General features: G+C 65.2%; 12 protein-coding genes. 5 read left to right on the top strand and 7 right to left on the bottom strand.

Annotation, left to right across the window (positions count from 1 at the left end; all coding sequences use genetic code 11):
* The first annotated feature begins 281 nt into the window (after positions 1 to 281).
* On the top strand, positions 282 to 2,117 hold the full coding sequence (locus NHH88_07020; protein USX17285.1) for an Ig-like domain-containing protein: 1,836 nt from the start codon (positions 282 to 284) through the stop codon (positions 2,115 to 2,117).
* Positions 2,118 to 2,212: 95 nt separating this feature from the next.
* Here the strand turns inward: NHH88_07020 and waaF are convergent, their stop codons facing one another.
* Complete coding sequence (gene waaF / locus NHH88_07015; GenBank protein USX15526.1) at positions 2,213 to 3,259, bottom strand: lipopolysaccharide heptosyltransferase II; 1,047 nt, start codon at positions 3,257 to 3,259, stop codon at positions 2,213 to 2,215.
* Positions 3,256 to 4,302 (bottom strand): O-antigen ligase family protein, encoded by a 1,047-nt coding sequence (locus NHH88_07010; GenBank protein USX15525.1) that lies wholly within the window; start codon positions 4,300 to 4,302, stop codon positions 3,256 to 3,258. Before NHH88_07010 ends, waaF begins: the two co-directional genes overlap by 4 nt.
* 242 nt (positions 4,303 to 4,544) lie before the next feature.
* Here NHH88_07010 and NHH88_07005 point away from each other — a divergent pair, with 242 nt between their 5' ends.
* The 3 genes from NHH88_07005 to NHH88_06995 all read left to right on the top strand — a co-directional run bounded on the left by NHH88_07005 (position 4,545) and on the right by NHH88_06995 (position 7,809).
* Positions 4,545 to 5,402, top strand: coding sequence for a glycosyltransferase family 2 protein (locus NHH88_07005; GenBank protein ID USX15524.1), 858 nt, complete (start codon positions 4,545 to 4,547; stop codon positions 5,400 to 5,402).
* A gap of 63 nt (positions 5,403 to 5,465) precedes the next feature.
* Positions 5,466 to 7,511, top strand: a complete 2,046-nt coding sequence (locus NHH88_07000) for a glycosyltransferase family 9 protein (protein USX15523.1) — start codon at positions 5,466 to 5,468, stop codon at positions 7,509 to 7,511.
* Positions 7,512 to 7,575: 64 nt separating this feature from the next.
* Positions 7,576 to 7,809, top strand: a complete 234-nt coding sequence (locus NHH88_06995; GenBank protein USX15522.1) for a DUF6139 family protein — start codon at positions 7,576 to 7,578, stop codon at positions 7,807 to 7,809.
* Positions 7,810 to 7,893: 84 nt separating this feature from the next.
* Here NHH88_06995 and dnaE read toward each other — a convergent pair whose 3' ends face one another.
* On the bottom strand, positions 7,894 to 11,445 hold the full coding sequence (gene dnaE / locus NHH88_06990) for a DNA polymerase III subunit alpha (GenBank protein USX15521.1): 3,552 nt from the start codon (positions 11,443 to 11,445) through the stop codon (positions 7,894 to 7,896).
* Between the two features lie 195 nt (positions 11,446 to 11,640).
* A complete protein-coding gene (locus tag NHH88_06985; GenBank protein ID USX15520.1) occupies positions 11,641 to 11,877 on the bottom strand; it encodes a ParD-like family protein in 237 nt (78 codons plus the stop codon).
* 122 nt (positions 11,878 to 11,999) lie between these two features.
* On the opposite strand from NHH88_06985, the gene NHH88_06980 reads away from it, so the two are divergent.
* Entirely contained in the window at positions 12,000 to 12,899 is a 900-nt protein-coding gene (locus NHH88_06980) for a sulfurtransferase (protein USX15519.1), read from the top strand.
* A 106-nt stretch (positions 12,900 to 13,005) separates the two neighbouring features.
* Here NHH88_06980 and NHH88_06975 read toward each other — a convergent pair whose 3' ends face one another.
* The 3 genes from NHH88_06975 to NHH88_06965 are packed head-to-tail and all read right to left on the bottom strand — an operon-like array spanning position 13,006 to position 17,526.
* A complete protein-coding gene (locus tag NHH88_06975; protein USX15518.1) occupies positions 13,006 to 14,328 on the bottom strand; it encodes a TolC family outer membrane protein in 1,323 nt (440 codons plus the stop codon).
* Positions 14,329 to 14,331: 3 nt separating this feature from the next.
* Positions 14,332 to 15,693, bottom strand: a complete 1,362-nt coding sequence (locus tag NHH88_06970) for an HlyD family type I secretion periplasmic adaptor subunit (protein USX15517.1) — start codon at positions 15,691 to 15,693, stop codon at positions 14,332 to 14,334.
* The gene (locus NHH88_06965; GenBank protein ID USX15516.1) at positions 15,694 to 17,526 is read right to left on the bottom strand and encodes a type I secretion system permease/ATPase; all 1,833 of its coding nucleotides are present in this window, start codon (positions 17,524 to 17,526) and stop codon (positions 15,694 to 15,696) included.
* Positions 17,527 to 17,648: the final 122 nt, after the last annotated feature.

Below are 17,648 nucleotides of genomic sequence, written 5' to 3'. Positions count from 1 at the left end.
GCAGCCTGCCCGGCTGCGGCACCACTCCCGGCTCGCCGGCCACCGGCGCGGCCGCCGTCACGCTGGCATTGACCGACAGCTCAGGGGCCGCCGTCGCCAGCGTCACGCCCGAGCGCGGCGCCACCGTCACCGCCACGCTCAGGAACGCCGCCGGCCTGGCCGTCCCCAACGCGCTGGTCACCTTCACCAGCACCGACAAGACCGGCGTGTTCACGCCGGCCAGCGGCAGCGCCATCACCGACGCCAGCGGCAAAGCCAGCATCACCCTGGCGGCCGGCAGCGTGTCCGGCGCCTTCGGCGTCAGCGCCACCGCCACCGTGGCCAACGCGACCGTGACCGGCAACGCCGCCTATTCCGTGCAGGTGCCGCAGCTGACCCTGGGCGCGCCGGTGGCCGCTCCCACCACCCTGGCCGCCGGCGGCACCGCCAGCCTGACGGCCACCGTGCTCAACGGCGGCACGCCGTACGCGCCGGCGCAGTCGGTCGCGTTCACGTCGCCATGCGTGACCAACGGCAAGGCGCGCATCGCTTCGCCGGTGACCACAGTCAACGGCGTGGCCAGCACCTCCTACACCGACCTCGGCTGCGGCGGCGTGGACGTGGTCACCGCCAGCTTCACCTTCAACGGCAACCCGATCAGCAGCAGCGCCAGCCTGACGGTGCAACCGGCCAGCGCCGGCCAGTTGGCGTTCGTGTCGGCGCTGCCCCAGAACATCGCGCTCAAGGGCAGCGGCGGCGCCGGCCGCCAGGAAAGCGCGACCATCACCTTCAAGGTGCTCGACCGCAGCGGCAACCCGGTGGCCGGCCAGGCGGTCAACTTCTCGCTCAACACCACCGCCGGCGGCCTGACGCTCAATCCAGCCAGCGGCACGACCGGCGCCAACGGCCTGGTGACCACCACGGTGGCCGCCGGCACCGTCAACACGCCGGTGCGGGTGACGGCCAGCCTGCCGGGCACCAGCCTGAGCACGCTGTCGGACCAGCTGGTGGTGTCGACCGGCGTGCCGGAACAAAACAGCTTCAGCCTCAGCGCCGTGGTCAAGAACCTCGAAGGCGGCCAGTTCAACGGTTGCCCGGCGCCGGCCGGCACGCTCGTCACCGCCCGCTTGGCCGATCATTTCCGCAATCCGGCGCCGGACGGCACGGCCGTCAGCTTCACCGCCGAGGGCGGCTCCATCGACGCCTCCTGCCTGACCGGCCTGACCAGCACCACTTTGACCGACGGCACCGTCATCACGCAAAAGGGCACGCCAGGCGAATGCACGGTGCGCTACTGCGCCGGCAACCCGCGTCCGGCCGACGGCCGCGTCACCATCCTGGCCTACGCGCTGGGCGAGGAAAGCTTCATCGACGCCAACGGCAACAACCTGTTCGACAGCGGCGAAAGCTATACGGATCTGGGCGAGCCGTTCCGCAACGACCGCGCCGTGACCGACGCGAACGCCAACTTCGGCGACGACATCTGGAAGAGCGGCAACGCGGTGCGCGCCACCGGCGAGCAATACATCGATTCGAACGGCAACGGCGGCTGGAACCAGGCCGGCAACGGCGCCTACAACGGCGTGCTGCAGGCCACACCGAACGTCAACACCGGCGGCGCCAACACGGTGAACGTGCGACAAGGGATGGTGATGGTGTTGTCCAACAGCACGGCCAATGTCTCGCTGCTGAACGAGGCGGCCAACGGCGCGCCGACCATCGGCACTTTGGCGCTGGCGCAGTGCGTGACCGGCACCAGATTCGACAACGTGCCGCGCAGCTACCAGTTCGCCATCCGCGACGACAATCCGACCGTGTTCGCCGGCAACCAGCGCTCTGCGCACGCGGGCGATCCCCTGTGGTTGTTCGACCGCCCGGGCAATCCGCTGCCGGCCGGCACCGTGATCACCTTCGCCGCCAGCAACGGCCTGGTGACGGGCATCCCCAGCTACACGGTGCAAAACACGAATTCGGCCGACTCGGCGGCGTGGACCTACAGCGTCTCGTTGATCAGCGATGCCGGCCAGGACGCTTCCAGCCTGCTGTGCACGAACCCGGTGCGCTCGGGCGCGCTGACCATCACCGTCACCACCCCGAGCGGCGTGGTCAGCCGGTTCAATTATCCGGTCACGGATTGAGCAAGCGGTTCAACCCGCACCCCTGACGCCGGGGTCGTACCCGGAAGGGTACGACCCCTTTTTGCCGCCGTGCGGGTTAACGGTTGCCTCCAGGCTCACCCCAGCATGGGCCGCAAGCTATTCCACACCAGCTCCGGCGCCATCTGCACCATGCAGTTCTGGTGCCCGAGCGGACACTCGCGCTGCTTGCACGGCGAACAATCCAACCGCAGCGAGATCGACGCGGCCATGTCCGAGAACGGCGGCGCGTGGTCCGGATCGGTCGGGCCGTACAAGGCCACCACCGGCCGGTTCAGCGCCGAGGCGATATGCAGCAGGCCCGAATCGTTGGCCACCACCGCCGACGCGCGCGCGATCAGCGCGATCGCCTCGGCCAGGCTGGTGGCGCCGGCCAGGTTGAACACGGCCGCGCCGGCGGGCATGGCGGCCGCCACCTCGGCGCACGCCTCCTTGTCCTTCGGCGAACCGAGCAAGGCGATCTGAGTGGACGGGTCGTTGATCAGGATGGCCTGGCCCAGGCCGGCGAAATGGCGCGCCGGCCAGCGCTTGGCGCCGCCAAATTCGGCGCCCGGCGCGAACGCCACCAGCGGCCGCGCCGGATCGATGCCGGTGCGCGCGCAGACGGCGGCGATCTGCGCGGGGCTGGCCACCAGGCGCGGACGCGGCAGCGCGGCGCGGAACGCCTCGCCCTGGACCGCACCCTGCGCCAGCGGGGCGCCGGCCAGCGCCGCGTAGAACGCCACCATCGGGCGCGGCGGCGTCTCGTCATGGTGCATGACGTTGATCAGGCCGTGCCGGCTCTCGCCCTTGTAGCCGACCCGCCGCTTGATGCCGGCCAGCCACGGGATCAGCGCATATTTAATGGTATTGGGCAGCACATAGGCTTGCTCGTAGCCGCGCCGGCGCAGCAGCCGCGCGTACTTCCAGCGCTCGCGCAGCTGCAGCGCGCCGTGGCGGAACGGCGTCTCCAGCACCTCGTCGACCTCTGCCATCTGCCGCCACACCGGCGACACCGCCGGCGGCGCCAGCACATCGATGGGCAATCCGGGGTAGGCCGCGCGCAGCAATTGCAGCAAGGGCTGCGCCATCACCGCGTCGCCGATCCAGTTGGGGGAGATGACCAGGATGCGCGGCGCGCTCATGGCGCCGTCCGCGCCGATGGCGCCACCGGCCTGCCGCCCAGGCAAAAGCCGATCAGCACGAACAGCATCAGCGCGTAGAACATCGCGGCGCGCGTCGACCAGAAGATCACCTCCGTCAGGCCGAAGCTGAAATAACAGAGCGTCAGCAGCATGCCGGCCAGCGCCGGCGCCGCCACGCCGGGATGGCGCATCTGCCGCAGAAAGAACAGGAAGGGCACGAACAAGGTGGCCAGCCACGCCAGCAAGCCGATGACGCCGCCGTAGACCGTTTGCTGCAGAATATCGTTATGGAAATGCTCGAACTCCAGCACGAAAGCCCGGCTCTGGCCGGTCTCGACCATGTGCTCGAGCTGCTGCCTGACATCGCGCTCGCTCGCGCCCATCAGCGGGTTGCGCTCGATCACGCGCAGCGCCGTGCGCCACAGCTCGAGCCGCACGCCGACGTTGGTGTAGCGCTGCTCGCCGTCGACATACTGGCGCACGTCGCTGATGCCCTGGTCGAGGCGGTCGCGTGCGCCCGTTTGCGGAATAAAATAGGTGCTCACCAGCAATCCCAATCCCACCAGCGCCAGGCCCTTGCGCAGGCGTCCGCGCAGCACGTGGCCGTAGCGCGCAAACAGCAGCATCGAGAACAGGATGGCGACCCAGCCGCCGCGCGTGCCGGTGGCGACCGACCCGAGCAGGCCGGCCAGCGCGCCCAGGCCGGGCCAGATGGCGCTGCGGCCGGCGAAATCGAGGGTGCCGGCCAGGCACAGCAAGCCCATGCACAGCATCAGGTCGCCGAAGGTGATGGCGTTGATCAAGCCGCCCGGGCGTTCCATCCCCAGGCCCCAGCGCTGGTAGGCGATGAACGCGGCGCCGGCGAACGCGCCGGCGATCAGTCCCCACCACAGCGCCTTGCGGCTGGGGCGGCACACCAGCACGGTCAGCATGGCGCTGGCCGCGATGAGCATGCGCAACGGTTTTTCCAGGTTGCGGGTGCGGCCGTCGACCCCGGCGGCGGCCACCGCCGCCAGCAACAGGAAGACACCGAACGCTATCAAAACACCACGAATCTCAGTAACATGAGGTAACAAGGCTGGCGTCGCCCGGCGCCAGTGGTAGAGTGCCACGACCAAAAACCCGACGCTGCACAAGCCCACGCCAAAGTTGGTGATCAAGACCAGAAAAGGCAAACAAAAGACCAGGCTGTGGATAAAGACAGTGCCGACGGAGAACTTGGTTAAGGTATTATTCATTCATTTTTAGATATTATTACTACAGGGCATTTCGTAGCGCTCATTACATGTCAGCCGTCAATATTTCACTCATCATCACCACCTACAACCGGCCCGATGCGCTCACGGCCGTGGTCGACGCGTGCTTCGCGCAGTCCGACCTGGGGTACGAAATCATTATCGCTGATGACGGCTCGGGCCACAACACACGCCAGGCCGTGGCCGCGCTGCAGGCGCGCGCGCCGCTGCCGCTGCGCCACGTGTGGCAGGAGGACAAGGGATTTCGCGCCGCCCGCGCCCGCAACCTCGGCACGCTGGCCGCCAAGGGCAATTACATCATCTTTCTCGACGGCGACTGCGTACCGCAGCGAAATTTTATCAGCCAACACAGAAAGCTGGCGCAACGTGGGCACCTGGTCTCGGGCAGCCGCGTCCTGCTGAGCGAGGCGGCCACCCGCCGCACGCTGGAACAGCACCTCGACCTGCAGCGCCTGGGCGTGGCCCAGAAGCTGCGCTGGCGCCTGGGCGGCGACCTCAATAAGGTGGTGCAGCTGATGGTGACCTTGCCCGACTGGCAGCGCACCAGCAAGCGCTTCACCTGGCGCCGCATCAAGAGCTGCAACCTGGGCGTCTGGCGCGCCGACCTTGAGCTGGTCAACGGCTTCGACGAGAGCTTCCTCGGCTGGGGCCACGAGGACGCCGATCTGGTGATGCGCCTGTTCAACGCCGGCGTGATGCGCAAAGACGGCGCCTTCGCCACCGAAGTGTTCCACCTGTGGCATCGCGAGAACGCCCGCGACCAGGCCCGCAGCAACCGCGCGCTGGTGCTCCAGCGCGCGGCCGAACGCTGCACCTGGGCGGTGCGCGGATTGCGGGAACAACAGGAGCCGGCGCCCCTCGCCGCAGGCCAGATAATGCCGCAATGAACTGTTATAATCGAACTGTTCCGCTGATACCGTCCCGGCCCGCCGCCACCCACCCTCGCGCCCATGAATACTGCCAGTAACTCGCTGCCGCTACCCGAGACAGGCAGCCCGTTCGCTTCCGCATTGTTGTTCGCGCTGCCCGCGCTGGCGCTGGCGGCCGGCGTCGGCGTCGGCGCGGCGCACGTGACGCTGGTGCTGGTCTCCATGGCAATCTTCCTGCTGCGCGCGCGTCCAATCCTGCCGGTCTACCGGCGCCATGGCGTCGAGCTCGCCGGCCTGCTTGTCGCCTTCTACGCCTGGTTCGCCGTCTCGGTGCTGCGCGCGGCGCCGGGGCAAGCCTGGACGGCAACGGGCGCGCCGGCGCTCGCGCTGCTCGGGCTGGCCAGCATCGGCATCACCTACCACCTGCGCCCCCGCGCGCGCCAGCTTTGGACCGGCCTGTGCGCGGCCGGCGTGCTGGCCGCGCTGCTGGCGTTTTACCACCTGCCGGAGCGGGGCGCGGGCCTGCCCCTCCACGCACTGAACTACGGCGACCTGGCATTGGCCTGCGGCCTGATGGGCTTGTGCGGCCTGGGCGCGCTGCGCGACACGCGCCTGGCCTGGCTGCCCGTGCTGGCGATGCTGTTCGGCATGGCCGCGTCACTGCTGGGGGGCGCCCACGGCTGGCTGGCACTGGCGCTGGCGCTGATTCCCTTGCTCGTGTACGCGCGCTCCCTGGCCGACCGCCGCCTGTTGGCGCTGTGCGGCCTGGCGCTGGTGATCGCCTGCGTGATGCCGGCCGTCGGCATGGCCGGGCGCATCGGCGCCGCCTTCGAGGAAGTGCAGCGCTACCTGGCCGCCGGCACCGTGCTCGACAGCGCCGTGCTGCTGCTGTTGTACCTGGCGCCGCTATGCCACTTCATCGTTCAATTGCGCCGCCCGGACCGCGGCCAGCATCCGCTGGCGCTGGCCGGCCTGGTGCTGGTGGCCGCCTTCGTCGGCTTCAGCCTGGACGGCGCGATGCCGCTGGCGCTGGCGCCCGAACCGTTCTACGTGATGCTGGTGGGCAGCCTGAGCGGCCTGTGCCTGGCGGCGCGGCACAATACGCCGCCGCGCCGCATCATGATCACGCGCACCGACAACATCGGCGACGTGGTGCTGACCTTGTCGCTGGCCGGCTACCTCAAACAAATTTACCCGCAGGCCGAAATCGTCTTCCTGTGCCGCCGCTACGCCGCCGCCGTCGTCGCCCAGTGCCGCCACGTCGACCGCGTGCTCACGCTCGAGGAGCTCGGCGACGACCAGGCCGGCGCCATGGCGCGCGCCGAGTGCGACACCGTGCTGTTCGCCTTCCCGCGCCGCCACCTGGCCATCGCCGCGCTGCGCGCCGGCATCGAGCGCCGCGTCGGCAGCAGCCGCCGCGTCTACCACTGGTTCACGGCCAACCGCCTGATCAACATCAGCGCCAAGAAAACGCCGCTGCACGAGGCCCAGCTCAGCTTCAAGCTGCTGCTGCCGCTGGGCATCGACTACGTGCCGACCCTGGAACAGGTGTGGAAGCTGTACGGCCTGGCGACGCCGCGCCACCCGGCCGCCGACGCCGTGCTGGCCGGCCCCGGCTTCAAGCTGATCCTGCATCCCAAATCCAACGGCAACGGCCGCGAATGGCCGCTCGAACACTACACCACGCTGGCGCGCATGCTGGGCGCGGCCGGGCACGGCGTGCGGGTGCTGGTCACCGGCAGCGCCGCCGAGGGCGAACTGCTGGCCAAGCAGGCGCCGGCGTTGCTGGCGCTGCCCAACGTGGAAAACATGTGCGGCCGCCTCGACCTGGAGGGCTTCACGGCGCTGATCGGCGGTTGCGACGGCCTGATCGCCAGCGGCACCGGGCCGCTGCACCTGGCCGCCGCGCTGGGCCGCCCGGTGGTGGGCCTGTTCCCGCCGCTGAAACCCATCGACCCGTCGCGCTGGGCCGCCATCGGTCCGCGCGCGCACAACCTGGTCACGGCGCAGGCCTGCGGCCATTGCGCCGACCCGGCGCGCTGCACCTGCATGCTGGCGATCGCGCCGCAGCAGGTGTTCGACATCGTCCAGGGATGGCGCGAAGAGGCGGCCCAGGCCGCCGCCTGAACGGCGTGCGCGCCGGCAAATCAAAATCCGGTACTATGACTTTTTCGTCCGAGGAGGAAATGTCATGCGTGTGGATATTTATTGCCGAGATGAAGCACAAGGGAAGCACAGCTATCTAGCCGTGCCGGAAGGAAAGCCGATTCCCGAGGAAGCGACCAATACCGACTGGCAGCCCGAGGCGCAGAAGGTGGAGGTCGACGACGACAGCGACGATTTGCCGCGCTATCACATCGTGCACCCGCTGGAGCAGATCGGCGCCAAGGGCTACGCGATCACCAGCTTGAACGAACAACTCTGATATTTTTAACCCGCACCCCGGGCACACCGGGGTCTGACCCCGTGGGGTCAGACCCCATCGGGTCGGGTTTGCGGGTTGAGCTTCTTAATACTCGATTTCCACTTCGCTCGCGCCCAGGCCCTGCTTGAGCGCCAGCTGCAAATCGTCCGACGGCGCCACGCGCCAGCCCTCCCCCAGCTGCAACACGCACTTGACGCCCTGCGGCGCGACTTTCATCGCCACCGGCAGGCCATCGGCCATGCGGTGCGGCGCCAGCAACTCGGCCATCTTCTTGGCGTCGACAGTGGTCGGCAACGACAACGCCAGCTGCTTGCCGTAATTGATCCGCGCGGTGACGATGTCGAACACCCGCTCGGCCGAAATCCGCAGCCCGCCGGAGAAGCGGTCCTCGGACACCTTGCCGACGACGGCCAGGAATTCGTCGTCCTTGAACATGCGCTTGTTCTCTTCGAACACCTCGGAATACACGGTCACTTCGACCACCGCCGTCTTGTCGTCCAGGGTGACGATCAGTATCTTGCCGCGCTGCGTCATCTGCGGCCGAATGCCGGTGATCACGCCGCACAGCATGCGCGGCTCGCGCGACGGCTCCAACTCGGCCAGCTTGGTGCGGGCGAAGCGCCGCGCCTCCGGCGCGAACGAATCGAACATGTGGCCCGACAAATAGAAGCCCAGCGCGATCTTTTCCTCGGCCAGCTTCTGGCGGTCGGTGAACGGCGCACACTTCACATACTCCGGTGGCGCCACCAGATCGCTGTCGTCGCCGCCGAACAGGCTGACCTGGTTGGCCGCCTTGGCTTCCTGGTCGGCGCACTCCATCGCGAAGCCGACCGACGCCAGCAAAATCGCGCGGTCGATGTTGAGGCAATCGAAGGCGCCCGAACGGATCAGCGATTCGATGGTGCGGCGGTTGATCTGCTTCTTGTCGACCCGCTTGCAGAAGTCGAACAGGCTGGTGAACGGTCCGCCGGCGGTGCGCGCGGCGATGATCGCCTCGATCGCGCTCTGGCCCGAACCCTTGACGGCGCCCAGGCCGTAGCGGATCTGCGTGACCTTCTTGCCGGTCACCGACGGCGGCGGGCCGTCGGGCATGAAGCGGTAGTCGGACTTGTTGATGTCCGGCGGGAGGATGGTCAGCCCGCAGATGTCGATCGAATCCTCGACCAGGATCTTGACCTTCTCGGTGTCGTCCATCGCCAGCGACATGTTGGCCGCCATGAACGCGGCCGGGTGGTGCGCCTTCAGATAGGCGGTGTGGTAGGACAGCAGCGCGTAGGCGGCGGCGTGCGACTTGTTGAAGCCGTAGCCCGCGAACTTCTCCATCAAGTCGAAGATCTCGTCGGCCTTCTGCGCGGTCAGGCCGTCCTTGGCGGCGCCGGCGCGGAAGATCTCGCGGTGCTCGGCCATCTCCTCGGCCTTCTTCTTACCCATCGCACGGCGCAGCATGTCGGCGCCGCCCAGCGAGTAGCCGCCGACGATCTGCGCCATCTGCATCACCTGCTCCTGATACACCATGATGCCGTAGGTTTCGGACAGAATGGATTCGGTGCGCGGATCGGGATAGTCGAACTTTTCGCCGTGCTTACGTTTGCAGAAGTCGGGGATCAGGTCCATCGGGCCCGGACGGTACAACGCCACCAGCGCGATGATGTCCTCGAAACGGTCGGGACGCGCGTCCTTCAACATGCCCTGCATGCCGCGCGACTCCAGCTGGAAGACGGCGACCGTCTTGGCCTTGGTCAGCAGCTCGTAGGACGGCCGGTCGTTCAGCGGCAGGCGCGCCAGGTCGAACTCGGCCTCCTTCGGATCGAGCGCCTTGATGTAGCGCACCGCGCGGTCCAGGATCGTCAACGTGGTCAAGCCCAAAAAGTCGAACTTGACCAGGCCCACGGCCTCCACGTCGTCCTTGTCGTACTGCGACACCACGCCGCCGTCGCCGCCCTGCGTATACAGCGGGCAGAAGTCGGTCAGCTTGCCCGGCGCGATCAACACGCCACCGGCGTGCATGCCGATGTTGCGGGTGATGCCCTCGACCTGCTGCGCCAGATCGAGCAGCTGCGCCACCTCCTCCTCGTTCTGCTGGCGCTCCTTGAGCATCGGCTCCTCCTCGATCGCCTCGGCGATCGACACCGGCTTGCCCGGCTTGAACGGAATCAGCTTGGAGACGCCGTCGCAGAAGTTATAACCGAAGTCCATCACGCGGCCGACGTCGCGGATCGCGCCCTTGGCCGCCATGGTACCGAAGGTGGCGATCTGCGAGACCGCCTCCTTGCCGTACAAATCCTTGACGTGCTGGATGACGCGGTCGCGCCCCTCCTGGCAAAAGTCGATGTCGAAGTCGGGCATCGAGACACGTTCTGGATTCAGGAAGCGCTCGAACAGCAGGTTGTATTTCAGCGGGTCCAGATCGGTGATCAGCAGCGAATAGGCGACCAGCGAACCCGCGCCCGAACCGCGGCCAGGGCCGACCGGCACGCCGTTCTCCTTGGCCCACTGGATGAACTCCGCCACGATCAGGAAGTAGCCGGGGAACTTCATGTTGCAGATGGTATCGGTCTCGAACTTCAGGCGCGCCTCGTAGCGCGGCCGCTCCTTCTCGCGCCGCTCCGGGTCCGGGTACAGGTGGATCAGGCGCTTTTCCAGGCCGGCCTTCGATTCGGCCACCAGGAACTCGTCGATCGTCATGCCCGGCGGGGTCGGGAAGTTCGGCAGCTGCGGCTTGCCCAGCACCAGGGTCAGGTTGCAGCGCTTGGCGATTTCCACCGAGTTTTGCAGCGCCGCCGGCAGGTCGGCGAACAGCTCGCGCATCTCGGCCTGCGACAGGAAGCGCATGTTCTCGTTGAACCGGCGCACGCGCTTGTTATTGGCCAGCATCTCGCCTTCGGCGATACAGGTGCGCGCCTCGTGGGCGATGTACTCGTCGCCGGAGATGAACTGCACCGGGTGCGTGGCCACCACCGGCAGGCCCAGTTTGGCCGCCAGCGCCACCGAATGGCGCACCTGCGTTTCCTGGTTGGCCTGGCCGGCGCGCTGGATCTCGATGTAGAAATGGCCGGGGAAGATCGCCGCCCACTTCTGCGCGTTCTTTTCGGCCAGCGCCGGGTTGCCGTTTTCGATGGCGATGCCGACGTCGCCGAAGTGGGCGCCGGACAGCGCGATCAGGCCGTTGGCCGGATTATCCTCGGGCAGCAGCTCGTAGGTTTTCGACGCCAGCTCGGCCAGCCACTCGGTGCGGATCTCGGCGCGGCCCTTGTACTGGTTGGTCAGCCAGGCGGTCGACAGCAGTTCGCACAGCTGCAGGTAGCCCATGCGGTTTTTGGCGAACAGCATCAGGCGCGACGGCTTGTCGCGGTTGTCGTCGTTGGTGATCCAGACGTCGACGCCGATGACCGGCTTGATGCCCTTGCCGCGCGCGCTCTTGTAGAACTTGACCATGCCGAACATGTTGGACAGGTCGGTGACGGCCAGCGCCGCCTGCTTGTCCTTGGCGGCGGCGCCGACCAGGTCGTCGATGCGCACCAGGCCGTCGACGATCGAATACTCCGAGTGCACCCGCAGGTGGACGAAGGCCGGGCCGACCGGGGCCACGACGCCTTCATCCGGCGCCACTACTTGTTCGTTTGCTACCATGTTCATATGCTGCCCACCGCTGGTTCAATAACCGGCTATTTTACAGCGCACGCGGCTGGAGCGAGGAATCTGATTGCTGGATTACGACAGCGTGCGGATCGGCCTGCACCGAGGCAATGGCAGCGTCCACATCAGCCGCGACGTTGGCTTGCAATTTTTTATATTGTCGGCCAAATCGTCTGGTCTGCCGAACTTGCCACATTACTTAACCCGGTCGGCACGCGGCACGAACGGCTGCGCCAATTCACGAGGTTCGGCCAGCGATGCCAAGGACTCGGCGATGAAGCCGACGGGCAAGTCGGGGTTGTCCAGCGCCGCTCTGCCAACCCGCGCCCAAAATTCGATCTGCCCCGAGATCGACCGATGCTCAGCGGCGGCATCCTGCTTCGCCTGCTCGTATAACTCCTGATCAATACGAATCGATGTACTGTTCGCCATAATGCCTCCTTGCTACATTTGTAGTAACCATCTTAGCATTTTCGACGGACCGCCTGCCTATTTAATAAGCAAAAGAAAACGCGTATAATATCGGCTCTTCCGTTTTTTTGATCCCATCCATCATGCTCGCTAATACCGCTTTACAAGCTGAAGCGCATGCCGCCGCCATCGCAGCCGCTGCCGCCCACGTCAATATCGCCGCCTACAAGTTCGTCACCTTCGACAACACCGAAGAGATGCGTCCGCTGTACCAGGACATCTGCAAGCGGCTCGGCCTCAAGGGCACCATCCTGCTCACGCCGGAGGGCATCAATATGTTCCTCTCCGGCCCGCGCTCGCACATCGACGAGTATCTGGCCTGGGTGCGCGCCGACGCCCGCTTCGCCGACCTCGAAGTGAAGGAAAGCTACTCGGTCGAGCAGTCGCACAAGCGCATGCTGGTCAAGATCAAAAAAGAAATCATCACCATGCGCATGCCGCTGATCAAGCCCGAGGAAGGCCGCGCGCCGTTCGTCGACGCCCACACGCTCAAGCGCTGGCTCGACACCGGCGTCGACGACAACGGCAAGCCGGTGGTCATGGTCGACACCCGCAACGACTTCGAGGTCGACGTCGGCACCTTCGACAACACGGTCGACTACCGCATCACCAAGTTCACCGAGTTCCCGGAAGTGATCGCCGCGCACAAGCCCGACTTCGACGGCAAGACCGTGGTGACCTTCTGCACCGGCGGCATCCGCTGCGAAAAAGCGGCGATCCACATGCAGAACATCGGCTACGACAGCGTCTACCAGCTCGAGGGCGGCATCCTGAAGTACTTCGAGGAGGTCGGCGGCGCCCACTACACGGGCGACTGCTTCGTGTTCGACTACCGCACCGCGCTCAACCCCAAGCTGGAGCCGACCGAGACGGTGCAGTGCTTCGTCTGCCGCGCCGTGGTCACGCCGCGCCAGCAGTTGTCGCCGGAGTATGTGTACGAGAAGTCGTGCCCGCATTGCTACGGCAAGCACGTAACCGCTTGAACTTCCGGCGGCGCACGCATTGGCGGATTACGCTGCGCTAATCCGCCCTACGTGTTTGCGCGGCATTTCGCCGATGTCCTATCCGCGAAATGCCCGCCCTGCCCGCTTATTGGAAGTAACGGGATAAATCGTAAATGTCGGCCGCCGTCAAAGTGCCCGACGCCGCCTTCACCCGCATCAACCCGATCAGATAGCTGTAGCGCGCCTGCGCCAGATCGCGCTGGCTCGTCACCAGCTGCTGCTGGGCGTTAAGCAAGTCGAGATTGATGCGCACGCCGCCCTTGATGCTTTGCTCGGTCGCCTTCACCAGCAGCGTCCCGGAGGCCACCGCTTTTTCCAGCGCATCGACCTTGGCAACGCTGCTCAGCACGATGCTGTGCGCCTTGCGCAATTCCACGAGCACCTTGTTGGTGCGCGCATCGAGGTCCGAACGGGCGCGCTCGCGCGTGGCCACGGCCTGGCGCGCGACCGCGCTGACCTGGCCGCCCGAGTACAGCGGAATGTTAATCTGGATACCGACGGCGCGATTGACCGTATCCTGCTGGTAGGTGCTGATCGAGGCCGCATCGTCCCTGCTGTAGGTGCCGACCACATCGACGCGCGGCGCGTGGCCCGCATAGGCCTTGCGCACTTCCTGCTGCTGCACTTCGATCGTGGCCCGGGCCGACTTAAGCTCCGGATTCGATTCCAGCGCCACCCTGCGCCAATCCTCGAAACTGGCCGGTTCCAGCGGCAGCACGCGGAAATTCGGCGACAGCTCGGTCAACCGATCGACCGGCATGCCGACCACGCCTTGAAGCGTTTCCAGCGACGCCTTGACGGCGTCACGCCCCTCGATCACCTGCGCCTCGGCAAGGTCTAAACGCGCTTGTACTTCCAGCATGTCGGTTTTTGTGCCCTCGCCTTTTTCAAACAGGCGTTTATTGACGCGCATGTGCTCCAGATAGGCGTCGCGCTGCGCCTCGATCAGTTTGAGCTGATCGCTGGCGTACAGCGCGTCTGCATAGGCGCTGACAACCCGCACGATCACGTCCGCCGAGTTGTACTCGAAGCGCGCGGCCGATTCCTTGGTCTGCGCCAGACCCTGGCGGTAGCGCGCGTACGCGTCCAGGTTGAACAGCGTCTGGCGCACCTGCACGGCGGCCGAGCGGCTGATATAGCGCGGTTGGCTAAAGAAATCCCTGCCACCGGTGTGCTGGGTCTGATCGACGATGTTGCGGCTCGCGCTATAGCTGGCGGATAACTGCGGTAACAGATTAGACCGACCAACGTTGGCGTACTCTTTGCCGTTCTCATTATCGTAAAAACTCATACGGTACTGCGGGTCGTTCTGCAACGCCGCCTGATAGGCTTCCTGCAAGGTCAACGCCTGCGCGGCCGAGGCCATCAGCCCCAGCAGCGCGGCCAAAGCCAGTGGTTTCAACTTCATCAATTATTCCTCGCTCAGGGACGACTTGGCGCGGTCGGCCAGCGGTTTCAACAGGTAGCTCATCATCGAGCGCTCGCCGGTCTTGACGAAAACTTCCACCGGCATACCGGATTGGATCACCAGCTTGTGGCTGGCGATGAGCTTGGCGCCTTCAGGCGTGACCTTGACCCGCACGTGATAGGTCGGCACGCCGGTGCGCTCGTCAACGAAGCGATCGGCCGAAACTCGTTCCACCTGACCGGGAATATGCGGCGTGCGGTTCGAGTTAAATGCCGAGAACATGAGTTCCACCGGCAAGCCGGCGTGGACCTTGTCCACCAGATGCACCGGCAATTGGCCTTCGACCACCAGCGGATCGTCGCTCGGGACGATGTCCATCAGTTTGTAGCCCGGCGCTACGACGGCGCCCTGAGTAAATACGGCCGAGCCGACGACGGTGCCGCTGACAGGCGCCTTGACCTCGACGTTAGCCAGCTCATAGTCTTGCGCCGTCAGACGAGCTGCAAGCGACTCGGCTTCTTTCTGTACGTCGCTCAAACTGGTGCGCACTTCTTTTTGGTAATCCTGTTGCCGCTGGCTGCGGCGCAGCGTCAGTTCCATGATCTGGCTCTGCGAGCGACCGATCATGCCGATATCCTCGGACACCGAGCCGCCGATCTGGGCGTAGGTACGCTCCAGGTCGAGCAGGCGGTTGCGGGCGACGTAGCCTTCTTTGGCCAAGTCGCGCATCCCGTCAAGCTGCTCCTTCAACAGGTTCATCTGCTGTTTCTTGCTGTCGCGCGATTCCTTGGTACCCGCTACCAGTGCCTTAAGGCCGGCAATGTTCTGGTCGATCGCCGACAGCTCGTTGCGTAAAGACGTCGTACGCGAGGAGAACAGCTGGCTCTGCAGGTTCATGATCTCGGCCGCGCGTGGCTCGTTCTTCAGCGCCAGCAACTCCTCCGAAAACGTCACCGCGCTCTTGCCGTCGCGCTCGGCCATCAACCGCGCTTCGGTAGCACGTGCCGTCAGATACTGGGCACGCGAGATGTCGGACTGCGACTTGGCCAGCACACTGTCCATCCGCAGCAAAACCTGGCCGGCCTTCACCACATCGCCGTCGCGCACCAACAACTCGCGCACGGTGCCGCCCATTTGGTGCTGGACCGCCTGACGGTTCGACGCCTTGGCCACCGTGCCCGACATTGGCACACCTTTGTCGAGCGGCGCCAGGAAAGCCCACAGCAGGAACCCGCCCATGCCGAGCAGGACGATGAGCCAGCCGATGCGCGCGTACACGCGGGCATCGGTATTGACCAACATGGGCTCGATGTCACGCACCACCACGTCGGAGACTTCTTCTTTTTTCGTTATCGCGTTCGTCATTTACTTGCCTTGCTCAGTCGTTGCTGCGATGGTTTCCTGCTCCGCAGCGGCAGCGGCAGCCGGGCCTTGCGCCAACGTCGCCTGCGGCGCCGCAGCTGCCGTGTTCTGTGCCGCCTGCGTTTGCAGTTGGGCCTTTGCCGCTTTCTCGTTGGCCTCTTTCAGCGCCGCGATCACCTGCTCGCTCGGGCCGAACATCTGGCCGACGCCGTCGCGCATCAACAGCAATTTATTGGTGATGCCGATTGCCGTCGTGCGGTGTGTGATGATGATGATGGTCTTGCCGCGCTTGCGCAGGTCCAGAATCGCCTGCATCAGTGCCGCTTCGCCGCCGTCATCGAGGTTCGAGTTCGGTTCGTCGAGTACGATCAGCGACGGGTCGCCGTACATCGCGCGCGCCAAGCCGAGACGCTGCTTCTGTCCACCGGACAATCCCGCGCCGGCGTCGCCCAGCATCGTATCGTACCCTTGCGGAAGCCGCAGGATCATCTCGTGCACGCCAGCTCGCATCGCCGCCAGCACCACTTTTTCCGCATCGATCTGGCCGAAGCGGGCAATGTTCTCACTGACGGTGCCGGCGAACAGTTCGATGTCTTGCGGCAGATAGCCCACGTACGGCCCCAACTCGGCCTTGTCCCACTGGTGGATGTCCGCGCCATCCAGGCGCACCTTGCCGTTGATAGTCGGCCACACGCCGACCAGCAGACGGGCCAGCGTGGATTTGCCAGAGCCGCTGGCGCCCAGAATCCCCAGCACGTCGCCAGGCACTATGCTAAAACTCAAACCTTTGACGACCGGCATCTTGACGCCGGGTGGCGCCGCCGTGACGTTCTCGACCTGAATCGCCCCCAACGGCGCGGGCAAGCGCATGCCCATGTCACGGGCAGGGTTGTTTTCCAGCAAGCCGGTTAGCCGTTCATAGGCGCTACGGGTGGTACTCCAGGTCTTCCAAACGCCGATCACCTGCTGCACCGGCGCCAACGCGCGGCCCACAAGAATCGAGGCGGCAATCATCATGCCCGGGGAGATCTTGTTGTCCAATACCAGCAAGGCGCCGAAACCGAGCACCAGCGACTGTTGCGATACTTGCACAAACTTGGTGATGGCACCCACCGTGCCGGCCTTCTGGCTAGCCTCTGCCTGCAACGACAGGAATTTGGTGTGCAGCTTGAACCAACGCCCCATCAGGTTAGGCAGCATACCCATCGATTCGATCACTTCGGCGTTGCGCAGGTTGTTGGTGGCCAACGTCGATGCGGAAATCGCCATGGCATTCGCCTCGGCCAATGGCTTGTGCGACACACGCTCGTTGACATATGCGAGCACGATCAGGATGGAGGTCCCCCCCAGAGCGAACAGGCCCAAGGTTGGCTCGAACAGGAAAATGACGATCAGGTAGACGGGAAACCACGGCGCGTCGAAGAAGGCGAACAGCGCATTGCCGGTGAGGAACTGGCGTACGGTGGTCAGGTCATTGAGCGACTGGCCGGCGTTGCCGCCGGCGAGCGTCAGGTTTTGCTGAAACGCGGCAGTGTAGACGCGCTTGTTGAGCTGCATGTCGAACTTGGCGCCCACACGCACCAGCACGAAACTACGCATCAGTTCAAGTGACGACATGACCAGGTAGGCACCCAGCATCATCAGGGTCAGCATCAGCAGGGTGATTTCGTTCTTGCTGCCAAGGACGCGGTCGTACACCTGCAGCATGTAGATCGACGGCACCAGCATCAGCATGTTGGTGATCGCGCTGAACACGCCTATCGTGATGAAGACACTCTTAAAGCTGGCAAGCGCTAGTTCAATCTCGTTGCGGACTTTTTGCAATTTGTTTTTCATTTGGCTATTCATGGAGGTAATGCCAGCCGCCTGGCTGGGCATGTTGTCTGGAGCGCCATAGCTGCGGCTTCTCAGAATATGCAACATTATCTCTCATAAACACCAAAAAATGTGATCCCCAT

The organism is Oxalobacteraceae bacterium OTU3CAMAD1 (genome assembly GCA_024123915.1).
Classification (GTDB): Bacteria; Pseudomonadota; Gammaproteobacteria; order Burkholderiales; family Burkholderiaceae_D; genus Rugamonas.
Note: the sequence above shows the minus strand (reverse complement) of the source record. Positions and strands in the feature narration are given on the sequence as shown.